19 protein-coding genes are annotated in these 23,755 nt (G+C 43.3%); 12 read left to right on the plus strand and 7 right to left on the minus strand.

Translation table 11 applies throughout. The annotated features are described in order from the left end of the window. Positions 1 to 94: 94 nt before the first annotated feature. The 4 genes from yidC to rpmH are packed head-to-tail and all read right to left on the minus strand — an operon-like array spanning position 95 to position 2,692. Positions 95 to 1,729: a membrane protein insertase YidC gene (gene yidC, locus BIW53_RS03635; protein WP_070990454.1), complete on the minus strand. Its 1,635-nt coding sequence runs from the start codon at positions 1,727 to 1,729 to the stop codon at positions 95 to 97. Positions 1,730 to 1,737: 8 nt separating this feature from the next. Beyond that, positions 1,738 to 2,031, minus strand: a complete 294-nt coding sequence (yidD, locus tag BIW53_RS03640; RefSeq protein WP_070990455.1) for a membrane protein insertion efficiency factor YidD — start codon at positions 2,029 to 2,031, stop codon at positions 1,738 to 1,740. 58 nt (positions 2,032 to 2,089) lie between these two features. Beyond that, entirely contained in the window at positions 2,090 to 2,551 is a 462-nt protein-coding gene (gene rnpA, locus BIW53_RS03645) for a ribonuclease P protein component (RefSeq protein ID WP_070990456.1), read from the minus strand. A 6-nt stretch (positions 2,552 to 2,557) separates the two neighbouring features. Continuing rightward, on the minus strand, positions 2,558 to 2,692 hold the full coding sequence (rpmH, locus tag BIW53_RS03650; RefSeq protein ID WP_008488847.1) for a 50S ribosomal protein L34: 135 nt from the start codon (positions 2,690 to 2,692) through the stop codon (positions 2,558 to 2,560). Positions 2,693 to 3,250: 558 nt separating this feature from the next. On the opposite strand from rpmH, the gene dnaA reads away from it, so the two are divergent. From dnaA to BIW53_RS03685, 7 genes are all read left to right on the plus strand, one after another. Beyond that, positions 3,251 to 4,654 carry a chromosomal replication initiator protein DnaA gene (gene dnaA, locus BIW53_RS03655; RefSeq protein WP_070990457.1) on the plus strand — a complete coding sequence of 468 codons (1,404 nt, stop codon included), beginning with the start codon at positions 3,251 to 3,253 and terminating at the stop codon, positions 4,652 to 4,654. Between the two features lie 14 nt (positions 4,655 to 4,668). Then, the gene (gene dnaN / locus BIW53_RS03660; RefSeq protein ID WP_070990458.1) at positions 4,669 to 5,772 is read left to right on the plus strand and encodes a DNA polymerase III subunit beta; all 1,104 of its coding nucleotides are present in this window, start codon (positions 4,669 to 4,671) and stop codon (positions 5,770 to 5,772) included. A 1-nt stretch (position 5,773) separates the two neighbouring features. Next, positions 5,774 to 6,862 carry a DNA replication/repair protein RecF gene (gene recF / locus BIW53_RS03665; RefSeq protein ID WP_070990459.1) on the plus strand — a complete coding sequence of 363 codons (1,089 nt, stop codon included), beginning with the start codon at positions 5,774 to 5,776 and terminating at the stop codon, positions 6,860 to 6,862. Positions 6,863 to 6,874: 12 nt separating this feature from the next. Next, entirely contained in the window at positions 6,875 to 9,298 is a 2,424-nt protein-coding gene (gyrB, locus tag BIW53_RS03670) for a DNA topoisomerase (ATP-hydrolyzing) subunit B (RefSeq protein ID WP_070990460.1), read from the plus strand. Positions 9,299 to 9,794: 496 nt separating this feature from the next. Next, positions 9,795 to 10,694 carry a glycine--tRNA ligase subunit alpha gene (gene glyQ, locus BIW53_RS03675; protein ID WP_070990461.1) on the plus strand — a complete coding sequence of 300 codons (900 nt, stop codon included), beginning with the start codon at positions 9,795 to 9,797 and terminating at the stop codon, positions 10,692 to 10,694. A gap of 2 nt (positions 10,695 to 10,696) precedes the next feature. Then, on the plus strand, positions 10,697 to 12,766 hold the full coding sequence (glyS, locus tag BIW53_RS03680) for a glycine--tRNA ligase subunit beta (protein ID WP_070990462.1): 2,070 nt from the start codon (positions 10,697 to 10,699) through the stop codon (positions 12,764 to 12,766). A 143-nt stretch (positions 12,767 to 12,909) separates the two neighbouring features. Beyond that, positions 12,910 to 13,353 carry an early set domain-containing protein gene (locus tag BIW53_RS03685; RefSeq protein ID WP_070990463.1) on the plus strand — a complete coding sequence of 148 codons (444 nt, stop codon included), beginning with the start codon at positions 12,910 to 12,912 and terminating at the stop codon, positions 13,351 to 13,353. Positions 13,354 to 13,407: 54 nt separating this feature from the next. Here the strand turns inward: BIW53_RS03685 and tusA are convergent, their stop codons facing one another. From tusA to fadB, 3 genes are all read right to left on the minus strand, one after another. After that, the gene (gene tusA / locus BIW53_RS03690; RefSeq protein WP_070990464.1) at positions 13,408 to 13,647 is read right to left on the minus strand and encodes a sulfurtransferase TusA; all 240 of its coding nucleotides are present in this window, start codon (positions 13,645 to 13,647) and stop codon (positions 13,408 to 13,410) included. A gap of 181 nt (positions 13,648 to 13,828) precedes the next feature. After that, on the minus strand, positions 13,829 to 14,995 hold the full coding sequence (gene fadA / locus BIW53_RS03695; RefSeq protein WP_070990489.1) for an acetyl-CoA C-acyltransferase FadA: 1,167 nt from the start codon (positions 14,993 to 14,995) through the stop codon (positions 13,829 to 13,831). 10 nt (positions 14,996 to 15,005) lie between these two features. After that, positions 15,006 to 17,168, minus strand: coding sequence for a fatty acid oxidation complex subunit alpha FadB (fadB, locus tag BIW53_RS03700; protein ID WP_070990465.1), 2,163 nt, complete (start codon positions 17,166 to 17,168; stop codon positions 15,006 to 15,008). A gap of 271 nt (positions 17,169 to 17,439) precedes the next feature. Between fadB and BIW53_RS03705 the strand changes: the two genes are divergently transcribed. The 5 genes from BIW53_RS03705 to BIW53_RS03725 all read left to right on the plus strand — a co-directional run bounded on the left by BIW53_RS03705 (position 17,440) and on the right by BIW53_RS03725 (position 23,752). Next, on the plus strand, positions 17,440 to 19,326 hold the full coding sequence (locus tag BIW53_RS03705) for a transglycosylase SLT domain-containing protein (protein WP_070990466.1): 1,887 nt from the start codon (positions 17,440 to 17,442) through the stop codon (positions 19,324 to 19,326). A gap of 125 nt (positions 19,327 to 19,451) precedes the next feature. Next, a complete protein-coding gene (gene pepQ / locus BIW53_RS03710) occupies positions 19,452 to 20,774 on the plus strand; it encodes a Xaa-Pro dipeptidase (protein WP_070990467.1) in 1,323 nt (440 codons plus the stop codon). A gap of 67 nt (positions 20,775 to 20,841) precedes the next feature. Then, positions 20,842 to 21,456 (plus strand): YigZ family protein, encoded by a 615-nt coding sequence (locus tag BIW53_RS03715; protein ID WP_070990468.1) that lies wholly within the window; start codon positions 20,842 to 20,844, stop codon positions 21,454 to 21,456. A gap of 49 nt (positions 21,457 to 21,505) precedes the next feature. Further along, positions 21,506 to 22,957 (plus strand): TrkH family potassium uptake protein, encoded by a 1,452-nt coding sequence (locus BIW53_RS03720; protein ID WP_070990469.1) that lies wholly within the window; start codon positions 21,506 to 21,508, stop codon positions 22,955 to 22,957. A gap of 117 nt (positions 22,958 to 23,074) precedes the next feature. Next, positions 23,075 to 23,752, plus strand: coding sequence for a flagellar brake protein (locus tag BIW53_RS03725; RefSeq protein WP_070990470.1), 678 nt, complete (start codon positions 23,075 to 23,077; stop codon positions 23,750 to 23,752). The last annotated feature ends 3 nt before the right edge of the window (positions 23,753 to 23,755 follow it).

The raw sequence follows: 23,755 nt of genomic DNA on the forward strand, positions 1-23,755 counted from the left end.
TTGATTATATTGGTTTTATAAATTTAGTGTGGATGTGACTTCGGCAAACAAAAACGCCCGCGTTAAGCGGGCGTTTTATGAAAGGCTGAATGTGTTATCTCACTTTCAAGCCTTTTTTCTCCATACCGCGGTAGATAAATAACATCTGCGCGATAGTGATCAAGTTAGATACTAACCAGTACAGTACTAGTCCCGATGGGAATGGGAAGATAATAAAGAAGAACGTAAATACCAATGGCATATAGGTCATCATCTTTTGCTGCATTGGATCAGTCACAGTCATAGGCTGCAGCTTTTGCGTTAGGAACATACTTGCACCAAACAAAATTGGCAGCACATAGTATGGGTCTTTTGCAGATAGGTCAGTTAGCCACAGCATAAACTCCGCATGACGCAACTCTGTTGATTCTAAGAATACGTAGAATAGCGCTAAGAAAATAGGCATCTGTAGCAGTAAAGGCAAGCAGCCACCCATAGGGTTCACTTTTTCTTTGCGGTACAGCTCCATCGTGGCTTGACCAAACTTCTGGCGATCATCACCGTAGCGTTCTTTTAGAGCCTGCATTTTTGGCTGAAGCATACGCATCTTTGCCATTGAAGTGTACTGTGCTTTAGTTAGAGGGTAGAGCGCACTTTTTACTAAAATGGTAATTGCGATGATAGCAATACCCCAGTTGCCTACAACACCGTAGATAAGTTTAAGCAACACAAATAAAGGTTGTGAGATAAAGAACAACCAGCCGTAGTCAACGGTTAAATCAAGATCCTCTTGGATTGCTTCTAGCGCATCACTGTCTTTTGGACCCATATAATATGTCGCATTCATCGAAGATGTGCTGTGGGCTGCGATATTAATCGGCTCATTTTTCACACCAATGATACCTTGACCATTACGTAATAAAGTATAAATAGTGCTGTTAACTGTTTGATTTGGAACCCAAGCACTTACAAAGTAATGCTGAATAAAGGCAATGTAACCACCTTGAGTGCTCTTATTCAGGTTAGCTTCGCTCATATCATCAAAGCTGTACTTTTCATAAGGCTCTTCACTAGTACCGTACGCCGCACCTAAATAGGTTTGGTCAACCATACTGCCTTTGCTTTGTACCGTGCGTTTAACCTGAGTATAAAGCTGTACTTGGATCGGATCGGCTGTGGTATTGTCAATGTTGTACTCAAGGCCTACGTCATATTGACCTGCTTTAAATACGTAAGTTTTTGTGTATGAAACACCTTTGTTATCGACAAAAGTCAATGGCACTCGCAATTCTTCACCATTTAGGGTGTAAGCTGTTTGTGCGCTTTGGTACACAGGGCGACCATCACGAGATGCATCAGGACCATTTAATCCGATTAATCCGCTTTGTGCGATATATTGTTTGTTTTCAAATTCGCCCAATAGCAGGTAAGGCTCCTCGCTGCCGTGAGTTTCAGCGTGTTGGAGAAGTTTAGCCTCAACAATATCACCGCCCTTGGTATCAATTTTCACTTCAAATACATCAGTGATCACTGAAATAGTTGAACGAATGGCTTTGGTTGGTGCTACAGGTACGTCACCTTGACTTGAAGCCGGAACGTCTTCCGATACAGGATTTGATGTAGGGGTGGTCACTTGTGTGGTGGCACTGGTATCGATTTTTGGCTGGTTGTACGCACTGTTCCATTCTTGAAACAATAAGTACGACACAAGCAATAAACCGATAAATAAAAACGTGCGTTGTGATTCCATAACAGCTCTTATTTCTCGTGTTGGTGTTTAACTTGGGTTGATTTATCAGGCACGGGATCATCCCCACCTGCGCTTAAAGGGTGACATTTTAATATGCGTTTAACCGCTAACCAACTCCCTTTTAGCATTCCATGACAATTAATTGCCTCAATTGCATAACTTGAGCAGGTTGGGTTAAATCGACAGTGTGGGCCCAATAATGGACTGATAAAGCGCTGGTAACCTTTAATTACAGTAATTAAGGCTACTTTTGGTATAACGATAATTGGTCGATACCAAGACTTAAGCGCTTTATATGTCATTGCCACATTAACTATGTTCAAAAGGTGAGCTAAAGATACCTTAATTACAGGGCTAAAGCTATGAACTGGAAGTATTATCGCGCTTTTGCTGGTTATTAGCAGGCGATTTTTTCGGTTTGGCATTTTTAGCTGGCCGCTTTTTAAACGGTTTAGGTTTTGGAGCGCCAGGCTTGCAGCGTTCGTTTATTTTTCGCCACAATTTATCCAGTTGTTTTGTGAGCTCTTCATTACTTTGTGCTGCAATACCATCTTTTACCATCAACACAATATCAATGTTATCTAGCTTGTGTTGGCTTAAACGAAAACTTTCGCGAGCAAGTCGTTTAATTCTGTTACGTTGACACGCCAGCTTACAGCGTTTTTTGGCAACAGTTAGCCCTAGACGAGGACGTCCAACATCATTTGGTTTTGCAAGTAGAGTAAAGAAGGGGGTTGCCGCGCGAGCAGGCTCTTGAAAGATTCTTGAGTAATGCGAGGGAGTTAACAGACGTAACTCCCTGCCAAAGCTAAAGCTTTCCACTAAGTATTAAGCAGAAAGTACTTTACGGCCTTTAGCACGGCGACGTGCTAGTACTTTACGGCCATTTGCAGTTGCCATGCGAGCACGGAAACCGTGAGTACGTTTGCGCTTTAATACGCTAGGTTGAAAAGTTCTTTTCATAACAATTCCATCCGATCGGTTAAGTTTAAAACATCCTATGCAGGTCGCGATCCTGGCACAGGTGCCATTGCGAGCGCGAGATAGTAATGCCGACGGGCCCTAAAGTCAATCATAATCTTACTTTGCTGGTGGCTTTTTATGCATCAAACAAAATAAAGCCTGTCAGTTAGGGTTGCGGCTATTATATAGCATGATCTTTAGAACAACCTAATAGATCGTGATCGATCTGATCTCATTGAAGTTTTCCACAGGCTGTGCGTGAAAGAGGGCAAAAAGCTCTGGAAAACTAAAATAGATCGTAAAATAATAATGAGATCTTGCTGGTTTTTTGCTATGATCTACTTCTTGGATCTAAAATAAAAGAATACATAAAACAATGTGTTATGAAATATTACTAACGAGATCCTCTTTTTTGTAAAAGTCAATATTGAAGTTGTGGATAAGATCCCTTCATAATACTCGGCTTCCACGAATAATTTAATGATAACAAACGATAATTCCTGTATATTTTTACACCTTTTTGGTGTCCGGGAATATTAACAGTATTTGGAGTTCAGCGTGTATCTGTCGGTTTGGCAAAGTTGTTTATATGTATTGCAAGATGAATTGCCATCTCAGCAATTTAGTATGTGGGTAAGACCACTACAAGCAGAAAGTACCGAAGATACCTTAACGATTTATGCGCCAAATCGCTTCGTATTGGATTGGGTTCGTGAAAAGTACCTAAATCGTATCAACGAGCTGTTGATAGAAATTTGTGGCAATGAAGCGCCAGAGTTGCGCTTTGATGTTGGTAGTAAGCCCATCATGGGTGGCGGCCCGGTGAACGGAGATAAGCAGCTTTCACCTAATAATACCTCCAATGGTACAGAGCATACTCCTGCGGCGCCTAGAGCGGCCTCAAGCACCCAAAAAGTAGAGCCTGCGCCCAAGTCAGCATATAAACCAAATATTAAAGAAAATTACACCTTTGATAATTTTGTAGAAGGTAAATCTAACCAACTTGCAAAAGCGGCTGCAACACAAGTGGCTGATAATCCTGGTTCTGCTTTTAATCCTGTCTTTATATATGGTGGTACTGGCCTTGGTAAAACGCACCTTTTACATGCCGTAGGTAACGGTATCTTAGATAAAAAACCAGATGCAAAGATCGTTTATATGCATTCTGAGCGTTTTGTACAAGATATGGTAAAGGCACTGCAAAATAACGCGATTGAAGAGTTCAAACGTTATTATCGTAGTGTTGATGCGCTAATGATTGATGATATTCAATTTTTTGCTAATAAAGAGCGTTCTCAAGAAGAATTTTTCCATACTTTCAATGCCTTATTAGAGGGTAATCAACAGATTATCTTAACCTCTGATCGCTATCCAAAAGAAATTGAAGGCGTTGAAGACAGGCTGAAATCGCGTTTTGGGTGGGGATTAACGATTGCAATTGAGCCACCAGAACTCGAGACGCGAGTGGCTATTCTTATGAAAAAGGCCCAGCAAAGTAATATATCTCTACCTCACGAAGTGGCATTTTTTATAGCTAAAAAACTGCGTTCAAATGTTCGTGAGTTGGAAGGGGCATTAAACCGAGTGATCGCAAATGCGAACTTTACGGGTCGCCCAATTTCAATTGATTTTGTAAAAGAAGCATTGCGCGACTTACTCGCTTTGCAAGACAAGTTAGTAACGATAGACAACATTCAACGAACAGTTGCAGAATATTACCGTATTCGTGTTTCAGATTTACTGTCTAAACGTCGTAGTCGTTCAGTGGCTCGACCGCGCCAAGTTGCAATGGCTTTATCTAAAGAATTAACTAACCATAGCTTACCGGAGATCGGTGATGCATTTGGTGGCAGGGACCATACCACGGTCTTACATGCATGTCGTAAAGTGAAGGCACTTCGTGACGAATCTCATGAAGTAAAAGAAGATTATCAAAACCTGATCAGAACATTGTCATCTTAAGGGCTGTTTAAGTTATGCAAATTACCATTTCAAGAGAGCAATTTTTAAAGCCACTCATACAGGTATCGGGCGCTATCGAACGAAAGCACACGTTACCGATATTATCTAATGTATTGTTGGAAATTAAGGATGGCACTTTGGCGATGACGGGGACCGATCTTGAAATAGAGTTGGTCGCAACCGTTCAGTTAGAGCAACCTTGTGGTGATGCCAAAGTAACTTTACCAGCCAAAAAGCTACTTGATATTTGTAAGAGCTTGCCAGATGGCAGCGAATTGAAATTGGAAAGCCAAGAACATCAATTGTTGTTGACCAGCGGTAAAAGTCGCTTTTCCTTAACGACACTTGCAGCGGAAGATTTTCCTAATCTAGAGCAGTGGGATGGTGAAATTGAATTTCAGTGTACTCGTTTAGAGTTACGTAAATTACTAGAGAGTACCCACTTTTCGATGGCCAACCAAGATGTGCGTTATTATCTTAATGGTATGTCATTTGAAGTTGATGGTAATGAGATTAAAACAGTTGCTACCGATGGGCACCGCCTAGCTATTGCACAAAAAACTTTGTCGAGTTCGGTAAATACGCAGCGCCAGTTGATTATTCCGCGTAAGGGTGTGCAAGAAATAATGCGTTTATTAGCCGCTGATGATGAAAGTGTTACCATTCAGTTCGGTGCAAACCATGTTCGTTTGATTGATACTGAGTTCACATTTACAAGTAAGTTGGTAGATGGTCGCTTTCCAGATTATCGCCGTGTGCTTCCACGTGGTGGTGATAAGTTGGTTAATGCAAACCGAGAGTGGTTACGCAGCGCATTTCAACGTGTATCTATTTTATCAAACGAAAAGTTTCGTGGTGTACGTCTCAATTTATCAAATGGTGTTTTGAAGATCAGCGCTAACAACCCTGAACAAGAACAAGCGGAAGAAGTGGTTGAGGTAGGTTATCAAGGAGATGATTTAGAGATCGGCTTTAACGTGTCATATGTTTTAGATGTGTTAAACACACTGAAAACAGAAGATGTACAATTTACTTTGCTCGATTCAAACAGCAGCGCCCTAATTGAGGGGGTTGGTGATGAAGAAGCAACTTATGTTGTGATGCCAATGCGTTTGTAATATGAGCTTAACGCATCTTAGCCTCGGTGACTTTCGTAACATCGAGGCAATATCTTTTGAACCAGGTCCCGATATAAATGTTATTTACGGGGCAAATGGTAGCGGTAAAACATCTTTACTTGAAGCCATTTATTTTCTCTCCCATGGTAAATCTTTCCGCACGAACAAACACAAAATACTGATCCGTCATGAGCAAACCCGCTGTGTGGTACACGCTAAAAAACAAATACATAACTTGTCTATACCGGTAGGAATAAGCAAGGATAGTGCGGGTGAAACTAAGCTTAAGATTCAGGGGCAATCAAGCAGGAAAATGTCGGAATTAGCCCAATTGATACCTGTGCAAGTTATTACGCCAGAGAGCTATGAGCTATTTTTTGGTGGACCAAAGGAGCGTAGAAAGTTTCTTGATTTGGGTGTGTTCCACGTGGAACATGCATTTTTTAATGTGTGGCGTAATTTTAATAAAATTTTAAAACAACGTAATGCGCTACTCAAATCTAGACCCTCAAACTACGCTGAGCAGGTCAAATATTGGGACAAAGAATATGTTCGCCTTGCTGAAGAAATAAATATACATAGAAAGGCTTATATAAGTAGGTTTGAAGCGCTATTTTTTGATAAAATAGTCGGTCAAATACCCATATTTTCTGGGTTAGAATTAAGATATGATGCTGGGTGGAAAGATTGTTTAGCATCACAATTAGAGCAACAATTTGAGCGCGATGTGAAGCTTGGCTATACAAGTAAGGGGCCACATAAGGCTGACTTCAGTTTTTATAGTCAAGGTCATGGCGTAGAAAACATTTTGTCTCGGGGTCAACTCAAACTACTTTTATATGCGCTTAAAGTAGCGCAGAATAGTTTAATTGAGTCAGAGACAGATAAGCAGTCAATTCTGCTTATAGATGACTTACCTTCAGAGTTAGGTGAAGAGACGATGCAGAGTGTTTCTGCTTTATTAGCCTTATGTCGGTCACAACTGTTTATAACGGCTATCACCGCTGAAAGTATTTCTGCTGTTGTGGAACCAATGCAAAGAGCTTGCAGTATGTTCCACGTGAAACATGGCAGCTTAATAACAAAATAATTGGAAGAAACCATGTCTGAAAATTACGATTCGTCCAGTATTAAAGTACTGAAAGGATTGGATGCGGTAAGAAAGCGTCCAGGAATGTATATAGGGGATACTGATGATGGGACAGGTCTACATCATATGGTATTCGAGGTTGTAGATAACTCAATCGACGAAGCGCTGGCTGGCTACTGTGATGATATTTTTGTCACTATCCATACGGACGGATCAGTATCTGTTCGTGACAATGGTCGAGGTATTCCTACTTCAATTCATGAAGAGGAAGGTGTTTCAGCCGCCGAAGTTATTATGACCGTTCTGCACGCGGGTGGTAAGTTTGACGATAACTCCTATAAAGTTTCAGGTGGTCTACACGGTGTAGGTGTATCTGTTGTTAACGCACTTTCAGAAAAACTACAATTAACAATCCGCCGTGAAGGTAAAGTGCATCAACAAAAATACACCATGGGTGTGCCTGATGCGCCATTAGAAGTGATTGGTGAATCTGATACAACGGGGACTGAGCTACGCTTCTGGCCTAGCGGTGAAACCTTCACAGATTTAAACTTTCACTATGATATTCTTGCAAAACGTTTACGCGAGCTATCGTTCTTAAACTCAGGTGTGAGTATCATTTTAAATGATGAACGAGAAGAAAGTAAGCAAGACCACTTTAAATATGAAGGTGGTATTAGAGCGTTCGTTGAGTATTTGAACCGTAAGAAAACCCCCGTTCACCAGAGTGTTTTTCACTTTACAACAGAACGTGAAGACGGAATTAGCGTTGAAGTATCAATGCAGTGGAATGACGGCTTCCAAGAAAATATATATTGTTTTACAAATAACATCCCTCAACGAGATGGTGGTACTCACTTAGCCGGTTTCCGTGCTGCGTTGACACGAACGCTAAATACCTACATGGAAAAAGAAGGTTTTAATAAGAAAGCGAAAACTACCAGTAATGCAACCGGTGACGATGCCCGTGAAGGTCTGACAGCCGTCGTGAGCGTTAAGGTTCCGGATCCAAAATTCTCATCACAAACCAAAGATAAGCTAGTTTCAAGTGAAGTGAAAGCGGCCGTAGAACAAGCTATGGCAGAAAAGCTTAGCGAATTCTTATTAGAGCATCCGAGCGATGCAAAAACGGTTGTGGGAAAAATCATTGACGCAGCACGAGCTCGCGAAGCAGCTCGTAAAGCACGTGAAATGACACGCCGTAAAGGCGCAATGGACTTAGCAGGCTTACCTGGTAAGCTTGCAGACTGTCAGGAACGTGACCCAGCTCTTTCTGAACTCTACATAGTGGAGGGTGACTCTGCGGGTGGTTCTGCAAAGCAAGGTCGTAACCGTAAGAATCAAGCAATTTTGCCTTTGAAAGGTAAGATTCTAAACGTGGAAAAAGCACGCTTTGATAAAATGCTGTCTTCGCAGGAAGTTGCAACACTTATCACCGCGTTGGGTTGTGGTATCGGTCGTGATGAATACGACCCTGAAAAGCTACGTTACCACCGTATCATTATCATGACCGATGCGGACGTCGACGGCTCGCACATTCGTACCTTGCTGTTGACCTTTTTCTATCGTCAAATGCCGGAAATTATTGAACGTGGTTATGTTTATATTGCTCAGCCTCCTTTGTATAAAGTGAAAAAAGGTAAGCAAGAGCAATATATTAAAGATGATGCGGCACTAACGGTATATCTAACTTCACTAGCACTTAATGGTGCAGCACTTTATCCAAGTGAAGGTGCTGCAGCGGTTGAAGGAGATGCGCTAGCTGAAATCGTTAATGACTATCAAAATACAGTGAAAATCATTGAGCGCTTAAATCGTAAATACCCTGCATCGGTAACCAATCGTTTGATTTATCAAGCTGAACTAGCAGAGTCAGATTTGTCTGACCAAGAAAAAGTAAAAGCTTGGACTCAATCATTGGTCGCAGATTTAGTTGACTGCGATGAAGATGCTACGATTTTTAGTTCAGATGTTAGCTTTGATGATGAGCGCCACATGTATTACCCTGTGGTCAAAATCCGCCAGCATGGTGTAGATAAAGAATATACACTGGACTATAACTTCATCACTTCAAAAGACTATATTCGCATTGCTCACACTGGCAAGCTGGTTAGCAAGTTATTTGAAAAAGATGGTTATATCCAACGAGGCGAAAAAATCTTCCCGGTCGATAACTTTGTCGATGGCCTAGAATGGCTGATCGGAGAGTCGAAGCGCGGCTTGTATACACAACGTTATAAAGGTTTGGGTGAGATGAACCCTAACCAACTTTGGGAAACTACTATGGACCCAGGGGCTCGTCGTATGTTGCGTGTAACGATTGAAGACGCAATTGCTGCCGATCAGCTATTTGCTACGCTAATGGGTGATCAGGTAGAGCCGCGTCGAGAGTTTATCGAAACGAACGCACTACGCGTAGTTAACCTAGACGTATAACATGTTTGTGGGATCTCATTATTCATGGCAGTGTGTCTTATAGCCGTGAAATAAAATCATCACAATTGATGAAAGTGACTAAGAAGCCATCCTAATTAGGGTGGCTTTTTTATGTCTGGAATTGCAGCTTTACTTTATAGGCATTGAGGAATGTGTGACGACTAACCATGTGTTAAGTTCATTAGTGAGCTTAGCACTCAAGCGCGGCACAGCCCATATGTGAGCCATTCAAGGGAATAATAGATGAGGTGGTCTGTAAATTAAAAAGGCGTCTTTATTGAGCTCACTCTCTATTTTTGCCAAGGAGATAAAAACCTTTCCTGCATTATCCGATTAAAAGAGGGTTTTAAACTGTTTTTTTGCATTTTAACGTTTAAAACGAGGCACTGCTCGCGGTATACTGAGCACAATTTTCAATCATTAATCCTTGTCAGTGAGTAGATTGCTACCGCGTGTTTCAAGGACAATAAAGATCCTAATTATAACTAAGCCAACTATGCAAAAATATGACGTAAAAACCTTTCAAGGGTTGATCCTGGCTTTACAGGACTACTGGGCACAGCAGGGCTGTGTAATTGCACAACCTCTAGATATGGAAGTTGGTGCGGGTACTTTCCATCCTATGACTTTCTTAAAGTCTATTGGGCCTGAGCCAATGTCGAGCGCGTATGTTCAACCTTGTCGTCGTCCAACGGATGGCCGCTATGGTGAAAATCCTAACCGCTTGCAACATTACTATCAGTTCCAAGTGGTTTTAAAGCCATCACCGGATAACATTCAAGAGCTCTACCTTGGTTCATTAGCAGCCATGGGAATTGATACCCTAACTCATGAAGTTCGCTTCGTTGAAGATAACTGGGAGTCACCTACATTGGGTGCTTGGGGACTTGGCTGGGAAGTTTGGCTTAATGGCATGGAGGTAACTCAGTTCACCTATTTCCAACAGGTGGGTGGAATTGAATGTGCTCCAGTTACTGGTGAAATAACTTATGGTCTAGAGCGTCTAGCCATGTATATACAAGGTGTGGACAGTATCTATGACTTAGTTTGGACCGACGGGCCAATGGGTAAAGTAACCTACGGTGATGTGTTCCATCAAAACGAAGTAGAACAGTCTACATATAACTTTGAACATGCTGATGTAGATGCGCTATTTGCTCAATTCGATCAGTGTGAAAAAGAAAGTCAAAAGCTAATCGAAGCTGGCTTACCATTACCTGCCTATGAGCAAGTAATGAAAGCATCTCACGCGTTTAACTTACTGGATGCTCGCCACGCGATTTCGGTAACAGAACGCCAGCGTTACATTTTGCGTGTGCGTGCACTATCTAAAGCTTGTGCACAGGCTTACTATGACGCTCGTGAAGCACTTGGTTTCCCGCTTTGTAAGGATTAAGCATGTTGACTGAAAATCTATTAGTAGAAATTGGTACTGAAGAATTACCACCAAAAGCCTTACGTAAGCTTGCGGAGGCATTTTGTGAAAATATGGCGACTGAACTTCAGGCGCTTGAGCTTGGCTATCAAGCGATTAATTGGTATGCGTCACCACGTCGTTTGGGCTTAAGAGTAAGCGCATTGGAGACACAGCAGCAGGATAAAGTTGTTGAAAAACGAGGCCCTGCGATAGCCGCGGCGTATGATGCCGATGGCAATCCCACTAAAGCCGCTCAAGGGTGGGCGCGAGGTTGTGGTATCGATGTCAGTGAAGCACAAACTTTAGAAACGGATAAAGGCGCATGGTTAATGCACAGCGCTACCGTAAAAGGGCAAGGAACAGTTGAACTACTTGCCGATGCGATGAACAAGGCGCTGGCTAAGTTGCCAATCCCTAAACCGATGCGTTGGGGTGCGAACAAAACTCAGTTTATTCGTCCAGTACATACGGTCGCTGCTTTACTTGGTAGCACCCAAGTACACGGCGAAGTTCTTGGCAAACAGATCAGTAATGAATTACAAGGCCACCGCTTTCATCATCCAGAGCGCGTTACAGTGACGCACGCTGATGAGGTGTTTGATGTACTTAAAGGTGCATATGTTATTGCTGATTACCAAGCGCGTAAGGACATGATCCGCACACAAATCGAAGCGGCAGCAGCAGCGGTTAACGCCAAAGTAGCAATGGACGAAGACCTACTTGAAGAAGTCACTTCATTGGTAGAGTGGCCTGTTACGTTGACAGCATCGTTTGAAGAAGCATTCTTAGCTGTGCCTGCTGAAGCGCTGATCTATACGATGAAAGATGACCAAAAATACTTTCCGTTGTTAGATAACGATGACAACCTGATTAACAAATTCTTGTTTGTGTCGAACATCGAAAGTAAAGACCCAAGTGTTGTAATTTCTGGAAACGAGAAGGTAGTTCGCCCTCGTTTAGCTGATGCACAATTCTTCTTTGAAACCGATAAGAAGAAAACGCTGGAAAGCCGTTTAACCTCGCTTGATTCTGTTTTGTTCCAAAAGCAGCTAGGAACTTTGAAAGACAAGTCAGAGCGTATCTCTGCGCTGGCGGGCTTTATCGCACAGCACGTTGGTGCTGACAAAGCTTTAGCCGAGCGTGCAGGTCTGTTAAGTAAGACCGACCTCATGACTGAAATGGTGATGGAATTTACCGATGTACAGGGTGTAATGGGTATGCATTACGCACGTATTGACGGTGAAGCTGAAGAGGTTGCACTGGCTCAAAACGAACAATACATGCCGCGCTTTGCAGGTGACAACTTACCTTCAAACCCAATTAGTTATGCGGTAGCGTTGGCTGATAAATTTGACACATTGGTAGGGATCTTCGGTATTGGTCAAGCGCCAAAAGGGGATAAAGACCCATTTGCTTTACGACGTGCAGCGATTGGTGCATTGCGTATCATGGTTGAGAAAGAGCTATCACTTGATATCAATGTTATCGTGGCCAAGGCTCAACAATTATTTGGTGATAAGCTAAGCAATAGTAATGTTGCAGAAGATGTGCTTGAGTTTATGCTAGGTCGCTTCCGTGCTTGGTATCAAGATGAGGGCATTAGCGTTGATGTGATCCAAGCGGTACTGGTGCGACGTCCAACTTCGCCAGTCGATTTTGACCGTCGTGTTAAAGCTGTGAGCCACTTTCGCACACTTGCGCAGGCAGATGCTTTGGCTGCAGCAAATAAACGTGTTAACAATATTCTCGCGAAAAATAATGTTACCAGTGATGCGCAAGTAAACCCTGCATTACTAACCGAAGCTGCTGAAAAAGTTTTGGCTCAGCAGGTTGCTGCTTTAAGTGTTGAACTAACTCCTATTTATGAGCAGGGAGACTATCAACAAGCTCTAACACGCTTAGCAAGTTTGCGTGAAGCTGTAGATGACTTTTTTGATAACGTTATGGTAATGGCAGACGATGAGGCGGTTAAATTGAATCGTTTGGCGTTATTGAGCCAACTAAGTCGTTTATTCTTAAATACGGCTGATATCTCTGTATTACAAAACTAAACATTTAAAATTAGTCGTAAAAAGCCAGCGTTAGCGCTGGCTTTTTTGTTTTACATCGTAATAAAGTAATATTGGGTCTAAGAGTAAGCGAGTATTCACTCATTAAACATTAATATCTTGTGTACTAGAATTGGAGTAGTTACATGAAAAAGCTCATTATGGCTGTGGCGGCGTTGTTTTTATCAGCCTGTTCGAGCCAAATCAACATACTAGATAGTATCACCACGGTGCCTTCTACAGATGGAACGCTCGATCGTACAATGTACCTACGCGGTGATTTCACGCTTTGGGATGCAGAACCCCATTATATTTTGCAGCAGCAAAGTGAGGGAATATATACAGTTAAAGCTAAGTTTATGACGCCTGGTAAAGTGTATGAATTTAAAATTGCCGACGAACAGTGGAGTCAGGGTTTTAATTGTGGGTACAAAGTGCAAGGGGCGTTGAAGCTCAATCAGCCTCAGCTTGCTGACTGTGATACGGTCTATAACTACTTTAGCTTTATGCCCAGTAAAAAAGGTTGGTATATCATTACTTTTGACTATAGCGATAGTCGATCACCAAAAGTGATGATTAGTAGAGGGTAGTCAAGGGCTTAGTCATTGTATAGCCCTGCTTTGGCGCCAGTGGCAAGGAGCGTTTTATAGACCTTTTCTGATTAAATACTGAAAAGGGGCTTGGGCGACTTCTTTTGCGATTAAGGTATGATCCATGAACTCACAAAAGCTGGGTATATCCCTGGTGGTTGATGGGTCATCAGCGATGATCAGTAAGGTTTCACCATCATTCATTTTTCTCACCATACCACGGATCATCATGACAGGCTCTGGGCAACGAAGGCCAATAGCGTCAAGGGTGTGATCAGGGTTTGAAAATGGCATGATGTAACTCGCTTAACTATAGAATGCAAAATGAGCGTACTATTTTACCCACAGCAACTACACAAATAAACCTATGTCGAAAAAAAGGTAAGAAAAAAGGCAAAGAGCTATGCCACTTTACCTTTGTCACCAAGTTGAATTTGGTGAGCTGAGCACATAAAGCGCCTAGCTCAGGGGATGATTACTCGACGCGTTCAAACACCGTTGCGATGCCTTGTCCTAAACCAATACACATAGTGGCAAGACCATACTTAGCACCCTTTTCTTCCATAATGTGGATGAGTGAGGTACTGATACGAGCACCAGAACAGCCTAATGGGTGACCAAGCGCGATAGCGCCCCCATTTAGGTTTACTTTCTCATCGGCGACTTCCAGTAGTCCTAAATCTTTCAGTACTGGTAAAGATTGTGCTGCGAAGGCCTCATTCAATTCAGCTACATCAATATCGTCGATACTGATCCCAGCTTGTTGCAGTGCTTTTTTGCTCGCTGGAACTGGACCGTAGCCCATGATTGATGGATCGCAACCTGCAACGGCCATAGCCTTAATTCGGGCACGAATTGGCAAGCCAAGTTCTTTGGCTTTGCTTTCACTCATAACCAGCATTGCTGATGCACCATCGGATAGAGCTGATGATGTACCTGCCGTGACTGTACCAGAAGCCGGATTGAATACTGGACGCAGTTGGCTTAGACCTTCAACAGTTGTTTCTGGACGGATAACCTCGTCATCTTCAACTAAGATTGGCACGCCATTCTCATCGTGGCCTTGCATCGGTAAGATTTCTTTGGCGAAGCGCCCTTCAACGGTTGCTGCATGGGCACGTTGATGTGAGCGGTAGGCGAATTGGTCCTGTTGTTCACGACTGATCCCGTGCAAGGTAGCTAGGTACTCAGCGGTTAAACCCATCACGCCAGCAGCTTGTGCGATTGAAGTCGACAGCCCTGGGTGAAAATCTACCCCATGGGTCATTGGCACATGGCCCATATGCTCAACGCCACCAATAAGATAGGTGTCGCCTGCACCAGTCATAATTGCTCTGGCGGCATCATGGAGTGCTTGCATAGATGAACCACATAAACGGTTTACTGTAACTGCTGGTACCGAGTGAGGAATGCCTGCAAGTAGCGCTGCGTTACGTGCAACGTTAAAGCCTTGCTCTAGAGTTTGCTGTACACATCCCCAATAGATATCGTCGATAGACGCTGGGTCTACACTTGGATTACGTTCCAATAAACCTTTCATTAAGTGTGCGCTTAAGTCCTCAGCACGACGGTGTTTAAACACGCCATTTTTAGAACGCCCCATTGGGGTACGAAGACAATCAACGATCACTGCTTGTTGCATTACAGACATGTTACTGGCCCTCCACTGAATAGAACACTTTACCTTCGCTTGCCCATGCGCGGGTTTGCTCAGATACTTGATAAATGGCGCCTAAGTGTGCGTATTTATCTGCCATTGCGACAAAGTTGGCCAAGCCAATTTGGTCTAAGTAGCGGAATGCTCCACCTCTGAACGGTGGGAAACCAATCCCGTAAATTAACGCCATGTCTGCCTCTTGCGCAGATGCAACAATACCTTCTTGTAAACAAAGTAGTACTTCGTTCAACATGGGTACCATACAGCGTTCAATAATTGTTTGTTTGTCGAATTCAGTGTGAGATTCACAAATAGAGCTCAACAGCTCAACAGATGCTGCATCTTTTGATTTTTTCAGACGGCCTTTGCGATCAGGTGCGTATTGATAGAAGCCAACTTTATTCTTTTGGCCATAGCGTTGTGCATTTGCAAGTACAGCAACAGGGTCTTTTTCCTGGCGTGCCATACGCTCAGGGAAACCATCAGCCATTACACCTGTACAGTGATTTGCGGTGTCAATGCCAACTACATCGAGTAGATAAGCAGGTCCCATTGGCCAGCCGAATACATTTTCCATGACTTTATCAATCACGGTGAAATCTGCACCTTCAACAACAAGCTTGCTGAAGCCTGCAAAGTAAGGGAACAGTACACGGTTCACAAAGAAGCCTGGACAGTCGTTAACAACGATTGGAGACTTACCTAGTTTTAATGCGTAATCAACAACGGCATTGATGGTTGCATCAGAAGTTTTTTCACCACGGATAATCTCAACAAGTGGCATTTTTGGCACAGGGTTGAAAAAGTGCATACCACAGAAGTGTTCTGGGTGTTTAAGTGCAGAAGCTAGTTCATCAATTCGAATGGTTGAAGTGTTTGATGTTAACACTGTACCTTCGGGTAACTGTTCTTCCAGTGCTGATAGCACTGCCTGTTTGACTTTAGGGTTCTCAACAACCGCTTCGACGACAATGTCTGCGCTATCTAGGTCACGTTCTTCAAGCGTAGGCTTAATTTTACCAAGTGTGGAAACCATTTTTTCCATACCCATGTGACCGCGTTGTACTTTCTTGCCTAAAATGGTTGCCGCTTCGTTCATGCCTAAATCAAGCGCTGCTTGATTGATGTCTTTCATGATAATCGGCGTGCCTTTGTAGGCTGACTGATAAGCAATACCACCGCCCATGATACCAGCACCTAAGACCGCGGCTTGTTTTATTTCGAGAGTTGAGGCTTTCGCCTGCTTCTTCGCTACGCTTTTGATGTATTGATCTGCAAGGAAAATACCTGTTTGCGCGGCAGCTTCATTAGTTTTAGCTAGTTTCGCAAAGTTAGCATTTTCAATCGCCATGGCTTCGGCGCGAGTGCAATTAGCTGCGGCTTTGATAGTTTTAACTGCCATCAACGGTGCAGGGTAATGGCCTTTGGTTTTCCCCAATACCATGCCTTCTGCCATCGCAAAGCTCATACCTTGTTCAGTACGATTCATTTTTAGCGGCTCAAGTTTAACTTGACGCTTGGCACGCCAATCTAGTTTGCCTGCCACAGCTTGTTCTAGTACGCTGATAGCTGCATCCAGTAGCTTTTCTGGCGCGACAACGCCGTCTAGGGCGCCAACTTTCAACGCTTCATCCGCACGGTTTTCTTTACCTGTGGTGATCCAAGTCATCGCATTATCAGCGCCGATTAAGCGAGGTAAGCGTACAGTACCACCAAAGCCCGGCATAATGCCTAATTTCACTTCAGGAAGACCTATTTTGGCGCTAGTACTTGCTAAACGAAAGTCTGTCGCTAGTAGCCATTCACAGCCACCACCAAGTGCTAAACCATGGATTGCTGATGCGGTTGGAAATGGTAGGTCTTCGATGGCATCAAATACATCGGTTGCATCTTTGATCCAGCCAACAAGTTCTTCTTCTGGGCGCTGGAATGTAGGTAAAAACTCAAAAATGTCGGCACCAATAATAAAGTGGTCTTTATCACTGGTGAATACCATCGCGTCAATATCGCCGCGTTGGCTTAATTCTTGGAATGCTTTTGCGCATTCTTGCAGGGTTTGCTGAGAAAGTTTGTTAACAGAACCTGAGGCACAAAACTTAAACTCAGCGATCTTGCCTTTGCAAAAATCAACAACAAAGGACTCGCTTTTATATAACATGCTTGTTCTCCCGTGTAGTTACACTGGTACGATGAGTTGCTATTTCACCCAGTTTGGCCGCTTTAAATGAAAAATGCAATGAAAAATTTACTCAGCGTTTACCCACACCTTAAAAAGCGCAAGCTTTGGTGATATGGTGGCTAAGTCTCTTTTTATGAACTTACAGCCTAGTCGTCTTTAGCGATTTTGCTTAGTAGGTTGGGTTGTTAGATAACAGAAGGTAACTGTTGTTGTCTGACGCGTTTCAAGACAATTACTTGTGAAGGTCGATATGAACTCATGGATCTCAAGAATCGCTGTTACCTCTCTTGCAGTTGCAAGTTGGTTTTCATTTGCAAGCAGCGATCATGAAGCATTTAAGGAAGCGGAGAAGATAGCTTGGTCGGGCAACTATCGAGCGTTCAGCCAGGCGATAAATGAACTCGATCATCCGCTTAAGCCCTATGTAGAAATGGCGTTTTATGAGCGCCATCCAAGATTAGGTTATCAACAGCAGATCGCCCATTTTCTCACCGTGTACGATAGCACCCCCCTAGAGTGGCCTGTACGTGAAAGTTGGCTGAAATACCTCAAACGCAGAGGCAAAAAAGCGCTTTTTATCGAATATTTTAAAGACACTGTTGATACGGAGCTCAAATGCACTTACTTGCAGTATCAACTGGATTTAGGTGCGCCTAAAAAAGCGATATTAGAGCAAGTTAAAGACTTATGGGTCGTTGGTAAATCGCAACCTAGAGCGTGTAATAGCATTTTTAACACATGGCAAAAAGCAGGGTATTTAAATTCAGATTTAGTGTGGCAACGCATCACACAAGCAGCGCAAGGTGGTCAGGTTTCATTATTGAGCTATTTGAAAACACTATTGCCCAAAAACGAAGCATACCTTGCCGATTTATATACAACTGTTAGGCGAGACCCAAGTGCTGCAGCTGGATTGTATCGATATAAAAATCGTAATAGCAAAGAAGCTGAAATAGCGATATATGGCGTGCGACGACTAATTTGGCGAGATCAAAAACTGGCATTACGAGCATGGGATAAGTTGCAAGAAATGTTTACCTTTACAGTGCAGCAAAAGGATAGTGTAGCATATCGCTTTGCCTTAGCTCTGGCCTCAAAAGGACATCCTGAAGCTAAGTTTTGGCTCAACAAAGTTCCACCTGAGTTGCAAGACAGTAAACTTCGTCAGTGGATGATGAGTAACATGCTAAAAGAGCAGGATTGGTCTGGTATTGCGGCGTTATTTACCGGTATGGATAACCTCAGTCATGGGCAAACTTATTGGCTAGCATACAGCTACGCGCAGCGTGGTGATCAGGACAAAGCTAATCAGTTATGGCAAACCATTGCTACAGAACGTGACTATTATGGATTTTTGGCTGCGGGACGTTTGGGGCAGGAGGTTTCTCTAAATACCAAGTCGTTGGATGTGCCTGAAAGCTTATTGGCAAAAGTAGCCCTTGCTCCGGGATTTAAACGAGCAAAAGCGTTGTATCAGCTAGAGCGTTACACTTCGGCGCGTCGTGAATGGAACTATTTGACCAATACATCCAGTGTGGCGGAAAAACTGGCGGCTTCAATTCTTGCATCGGAATTGGACTGGTACGACAGTACTATTTATACACTGGCACAGATTAAAGCTTGGGATTATGTTGAGTTACGTTTTCCACTCGCTTTTGAAGAGTTATTCAAGCGGTATAGCAAGCATAATCATGTTGACTTGGCATGGAGTATTGCCATTGCACGCAGAGAAAGCTCATTTGCACCAGATGCGCGCTCCCATGCGAATGCTTATGGTTTGATGCAATTGTTGCCAAGTACGGCGCGCTATGTCAGTAAACAACGTGTTTCGAAAAGAAATTTAGTCCACCCTGCAACTAACATAAAAATGGGTACCGACTATTTAGAATATTTGAAGAAGAAAAATGATGGAAACGAAATGCTTGCTACAGCGTCTTACAATGCCGGATACCATCGAATAAAGAAATGGTTGCCCAAAGAAGCAATGCCAGCAGAGCTTTGGATAGAGTTAATTCCTTATAGAGAAACGCGAGATTACGTTAAAAACGTATTTGCTTACAGGCAAGTTTATCACACAAGGTTGGGCAGAAAAGGCAATGTCGTTGCACCGCTTTTAGAGATGCAAATAGGTGGCTAGTTTACACTGTATTGGATAGTGAACAGGCCGCAGGCATAGATGGGTAGCAATCTGGCGACTTCGCTGGATTGCTTTTTCGAGCTTGTGTTAGACTCAATTTATCACAACTAACAAAACGGTTAACCATGGAACAATTAGCACAATATTACGCTGAACATATTGCGACCTTGCAACAGCGCACAAAAACCATTATTGAGCGAGAAGGACTAGAGGGATTGGTGATCCACTCAGGTCAGGCAAAGCGTCAATTCTTAGATGACATGTACTATCCATTTAAGGTAAATCCGCAGTTTAAAGCCTGGTTACCCGTGATTGATAACCCTCACTGCTGGTTGGTTGTGAATGGTTTAGATAAACCTAAATTAGTGTTTTACCGTCCGGTTGACTTCTGGCACAAAGTGCCGGATGAACCCAATGATTTTTGGGCCGACTATTTTGATATAGAGTTATTGGTTCAACCTGATCAGGTTGAAAAATTCTTGCCCTACGATAAGGCTAATTTTGCTTATATTGGTGAGTATTTAGAAGTGGCACAGGCTCTGGGCTTTTCTATCGTTAATCCTGAAGTGGTAATGAACTATCTACATTACCACCGAGCTTATAAAACTCAGTACGAGTTGAGCTGTTTGCGCGAAGCAAACCGTTTAGCCGTAATTGGTCACAAAGCAGCACGTGATGCATTTTATGCTGGTGGATCGGAGTTCGCTATTCAGCAGGCGTACTTAAACGCCACGCAGCATATGGAAAATGACACGCCATATGGCAACATCGTTGCGTTGAATGAAAACTGCGCTATCTTGCATTACACACACTTTGAACGCGAGGCTCCAAAGCAACATCGTTCATTTTTGATCGATGCAGGTGCAAATTTTAACGGATATGCTTCGGATATAACGCGTACATATGACTTTACTAAGCAGGGCGAGTTTGCTGAGTTAGTGAATGTGATGAATGAGCACCAGATCCAGTTAGGTAAGTTGCTGAGCCCAGGGAAGTTATACGGAGAACTACATCTAGATTGTCACGCACGAGTGGCGCAGGTGTTAGCCGATTTTGAGATTGTAAAATTGCCGGCAGAAGATATTGTGGCCAAGGGCATTACATCGACCTTTTTCCCACATGGGCTGGGCCATCATCTTGGCTTACAGGTACATGATATGGGTGGTTTTATGGCGGATGAAACGGGAATACATCAGGCTCCACCAGAGGGACATCCATTCCTACGCTGCACTCGTAAAATTGAAGCGAAGCAAGTATTTACTATTGAACCTGGCCTATATTTTATTGAGTCATTGCTGGGTGACTTGGCGCAAACTGATAACAAGCGCTATATCAACTGGGACAAGGTTGAACAGTTCAAGCCATTTGGTGGTATTCGTATAGAAGATAATATTATTGTTCACGATGACCGATTAGAAAATATGACCCGTGACTTAGACTTGGGCTAATCACTCGGTGTATGATGAAAGGGAGCATTTGGCTCCCTTTTTGGTTTGTAAGGCGTTAAATAATCTCATGTCTGAATATCGCATTCCCGACAGTTCTTTGAGCTATCATGAAGAAATAAAGAAGAGTACTTTTATTGTGCATCTAGCGCATACTCCGAGCATTGATGAAGCTAAAGCATTTATTAAGCAAATCAATGAGCAATATCCGGATGCGCGACACAATTGTTGGGCGCATGTAGCGGGCCAGCCCGGAGGTAGTCACGTTTATGGTTTCTCCGATGATGGTGAACCCAATGGTACCGCAGGCAAGCCGATGCTGAATGTTTTGATTGGCTCTGGACTTGGTGAGATCACAGCTGTCACGACTCGTTATTTCGGCGGCATAAAGCTGGGGACAGGTGGTTTAGTACGAGCCTATGGCGGCTCGTTAAATAATGCGCTGGCGCAGTTACAAACTAGTTTAAAAATACCTGCGTCTACTTTAACTGGGTATTCGGACTACGCGTTGCAAGGTGCGATAGAACAATATTTAAATACGCACTTTACGATATTGTCGATGGATAAGCAGTACGGCGCAGTCATTGAGTGGAGCATAGATATTGATCATCGCCAAGCACTGCGAGCGAGCCAAGAAATTTTCGATTTAACGCACGGTGTAGTTGAGTTAAAAATCAAAGCGTAAGACAATCCGTACTCTATAATTTTAAATCACTTAAAAAGCGAAACGCAGCATGCAATTTCGTACCATAATAAAAATACTTGGCCAGCTGGTGGCTTTATTTAGCCTCACCATGGTGCCACCGGCGTTGGTGTCTTTGATTTACAAAGACGGTGGTGGTGTACCATTTGTACTGGCATTCGTATTTAGCATCGTCATTGGACTCATTGCTTACTACCCAAATCGTAAAGAAAACGGTGATTTAAAAGCACGTGAAGGCTTTTTAATCGTGGTCTTGTTCTGGTTGGTACTGGGGTCATTCGCAGCGGTGCCATTGATTTTCTTACAATCTCCCAATCTGTCATTGGCCGATGCAGTTTTTGAGGCCTTCTCGGGGTTAACTACAACCGGAGCCACAGTATTAACCGGTATAGAATATCTTCCCAAGTCGGTGCTTTTTTACCGTCAGCAGCTACAGTGGCTAGGCGGTATGGGGATCATCGTATTGGCGGTTGCGGTACTGCCCATGCTTGGCGTTGGTGGGATGCAGTTGTATAGGGCAGAAACACCTGGCCCTGTAAAAGATTCAAAAATGACACCTAGAATAGCCGATACCGCGAAGCACCTGTGGTACATTTATGTGTCGCTTACCGTTGCCTGTACGGCTTCTTATTGGTTTGCTGGCATGGGTTGGTTTGATGCCATCTGTCATGCTTTTTCAACCATAGCCATTGGCGGATTTTCAACTTACGATGCCTCAATCGGTCACTTTGATAGCCCAGCTATTAATTTTATTTGCGTATTCTTTCTATTGATTGCGGGTGTGAACTTCTCTTTGCATTATGCTGCGGTCTCAAGTCGCAATGTTAGAGCCTATTTACGAGACCCAGAGTTTAAAGTGTTTTTGCTGATACAACTGACCTTGGTGGTGATCTGTTTTGCGGTGTTGTCATCAAATCAGGTTTATAGCAATGGCGATGAAACACTGGATCAAGCCATGTTTCAGGCTGTGTCTATTAGTACTACAGCAGGTTTTGCCACCGATAACTTTTCGGCTTGGCCACTGTTTTTACCTATCTTGCTGATATTCTCCAGTTTTATCGGTGGGTGTGCAGGCTCAACCGGTGGTGGTATGAAGGTTGTACGCGTATTTTTGCTATACCTGCAAGGTGTTCGTGAGCTCAATCGGCTGGTCCATCCTCGGGCGATTTATTCAATAAAGCTGGGTCGAAAGGCCTTACCTGATAAAGTTGTTGAAGCCGTTTGGGGATTTTTCTCGGCGTACGCTCTGGTGTTTGTGATCATCATGATTGCGCTGTTAGGCACGGGATTGGACAACATCACTGCATTTTCGGCAACCGCTGCGTGTCTGAATAATTTGGGCCCCGGTCTTGGTGATGTCGCAGCGCATTACGGAGATATTACAGATACGGCAAAGTGGCTGCTCACCCTAGCAATGGTATTTGGTCGACTGGAGATATTTACATTGCTGGTGCTGTTTACTCCGACCTTTTGGCGCGGCTAGTCACCTAAGTCTCTTGGTGAACATAATGAGCAGAATCTCTGTTATGTTCACTGTCCTCAACACTCGATATGTTCTAAGCTTAAGCCATATAGTGGTTACGCGAATCGAGTTGAAGTCATGTATAAAAGCAAGTCCTCTTCGGGTGAGCAGAAAATTGAGCTAATTTCTGTTGGTAACATGGTGGATCTGGAAATATTTTTAGCCGCCGGTTCGAAAAGAATTAAAACCGAATTTGTCGGGTATTTACCAGGGCAGTATTTGATCCTCAACTATCCAGTACAAAAGCAACTTGGCAAAGCTGCAGAACAAGTCAAGGAGGGTGCTTCAGTTATTGTACGCGCGGTGGCTGATCACAGTGATGGACAAATAATTGCCTTTAAAACAGATATTAAAGCAGTGGCTTACACACCCACAAAATTGATTTTTCTCTTTCCACCACAACGAATTCAAAGCCACTGCTTACGGCATCACGTGAGGATCCCCACTTTAATCCCTGCGACATTAATGACCAGTCGCTCAACATGTGATGGTGTGATAAAAGACATCTCTCCGACTGGATTGCAATTTAGTTTGCGTGGTGCAAAGGTGGATTTACCGCTACACGATAAATCATGTCATGTGGTGATAGCGGGAAAGAAAAAAGAACCTATTCGATTAGCGGGGGAGATGTGCAGCACCACCCATCATGATGAATTGGCAATGGTGGGAATTAAGCTATTGTCACAAGAGGAAAAGAAAGTGGAAGCGCTGCTACAGGAATACTTAATCGATCTGGCAGCGCTAGATATGAGATAGTGT

The organism is Pseudoalteromonas byunsanensis (genome assembly GCF_001854475.1).
Taxonomy (GTDB): domain Bacteria; phylum Pseudomonadota; class Gammaproteobacteria; order Enterobacterales; family Alteromonadaceae; genus Pseudoalteromonas; species Pseudoalteromonas byunsanensis.

Excerpts from the sequence above, each read along its gene's own strand:
- yidC (WP_070990454.1), bottom strand. The coding sequence starts at position 1,729 with ATGGAATCACAACGCACGTTTTTATTTATCGGTTTATTGCTTGTGTCG.
- yidD (WP_070990455.1), bottom strand. The coding sequence starts at position 2,031 with ATGACATATAAAGCGCTTAAGTCTTGGTATCGACCAATTATCGTTATA.
- rpmH (WP_008488847.1), bottom strand. The coding sequence starts at position 2,692 with ATGAAAAGAACTTTTCAACCTAGCGTATTAAAGCGCAAACGTACTCAC.
- dnaN (WP_070990458.1), top strand. The coding sequence starts at position 4,669 with ATGCAAATTACCATTTCAAGAGAGCAATTTTTAAAGCCACTCATACAG.
- recF (WP_070990459.1), top strand. The coding sequence starts at position 5,774 with ATGAGCTTAACGCATCTTAGCCTCGGTGACTTTCGTAACATCGAGGCA.
- gyrB (WP_070990460.1), top strand. The coding sequence starts at position 6,875 with ATGTCTGAAAATTACGATTCGTCCAGTATTAAAGTACTGAAAGGATTG.
- glyQ (WP_070990461.1), top strand. The coding sequence starts at position 9,795 with ATGCAAAAATATGACGTAAAAACCTTTCAAGGGTTGATCCTGGCTTTA.
- glyS (WP_070990462.1), top strand. The coding sequence starts at position 10,697 with ATGTTGACTGAAAATCTATTAGTAGAAATTGGTACTGAAGAATTACCA.
- BIW53_RS03685 (WP_070990463.1), top strand. The coding sequence starts at position 12,910 with ATGAAAAAGCTCATTATGGCTGTGGCGGCGTTGTTTTTATCAGCCTGT.
- tusA (WP_070990464.1), bottom strand. The coding sequence starts at position 13,647 with ATGCCATTTTCAAACCCTGATCACACCCTTGACGCTATTGGCCTTCGT.
- fadA (WP_070990489.1), bottom strand. The coding sequence starts at position 14,995 with ATGCAACAAGCAGTGATCGTTGATTGTCTTCGTACCCCAATGGGGCGT.
- fadB (WP_070990465.1), bottom strand. The coding sequence starts at position 17,168 with ATGTTATATAAAAGCGAGTCCTTTGTTGTTGATTTTTGCAAAGGCAAG.
- BIW53_RS03705 (WP_070990466.1), top strand. The coding sequence starts at position 17,440 with ATGAACTCATGGATCTCAAGAATCGCTGTTACCTCTCTTGCAGTTGCA.
- pepQ (WP_070990467.1), top strand. The coding sequence starts at position 19,452 with ATGGAACAATTAGCACAATATTACGCTGAACATATTGCGACCTTGCAA.
- BIW53_RS03715 (WP_070990468.1), top strand. The coding sequence starts at position 20,842 with ATGTCTGAATATCGCATTCCCGACAGTTCTTTGAGCTATCATGAAGAA.
- BIW53_RS03720 (WP_070990469.1), top strand. The coding sequence starts at position 21,506 with ATGCAATTTCGTACCATAATAAAAATACTTGGCCAGCTGGTGGCTTTA.
- BIW53_RS03725 (WP_070990470.1), top strand. The coding sequence starts at position 23,075 with ATGTATAAAAGCAAGTCCTCTTCGGGTGAGCAGAAAATTGAGCTAATT.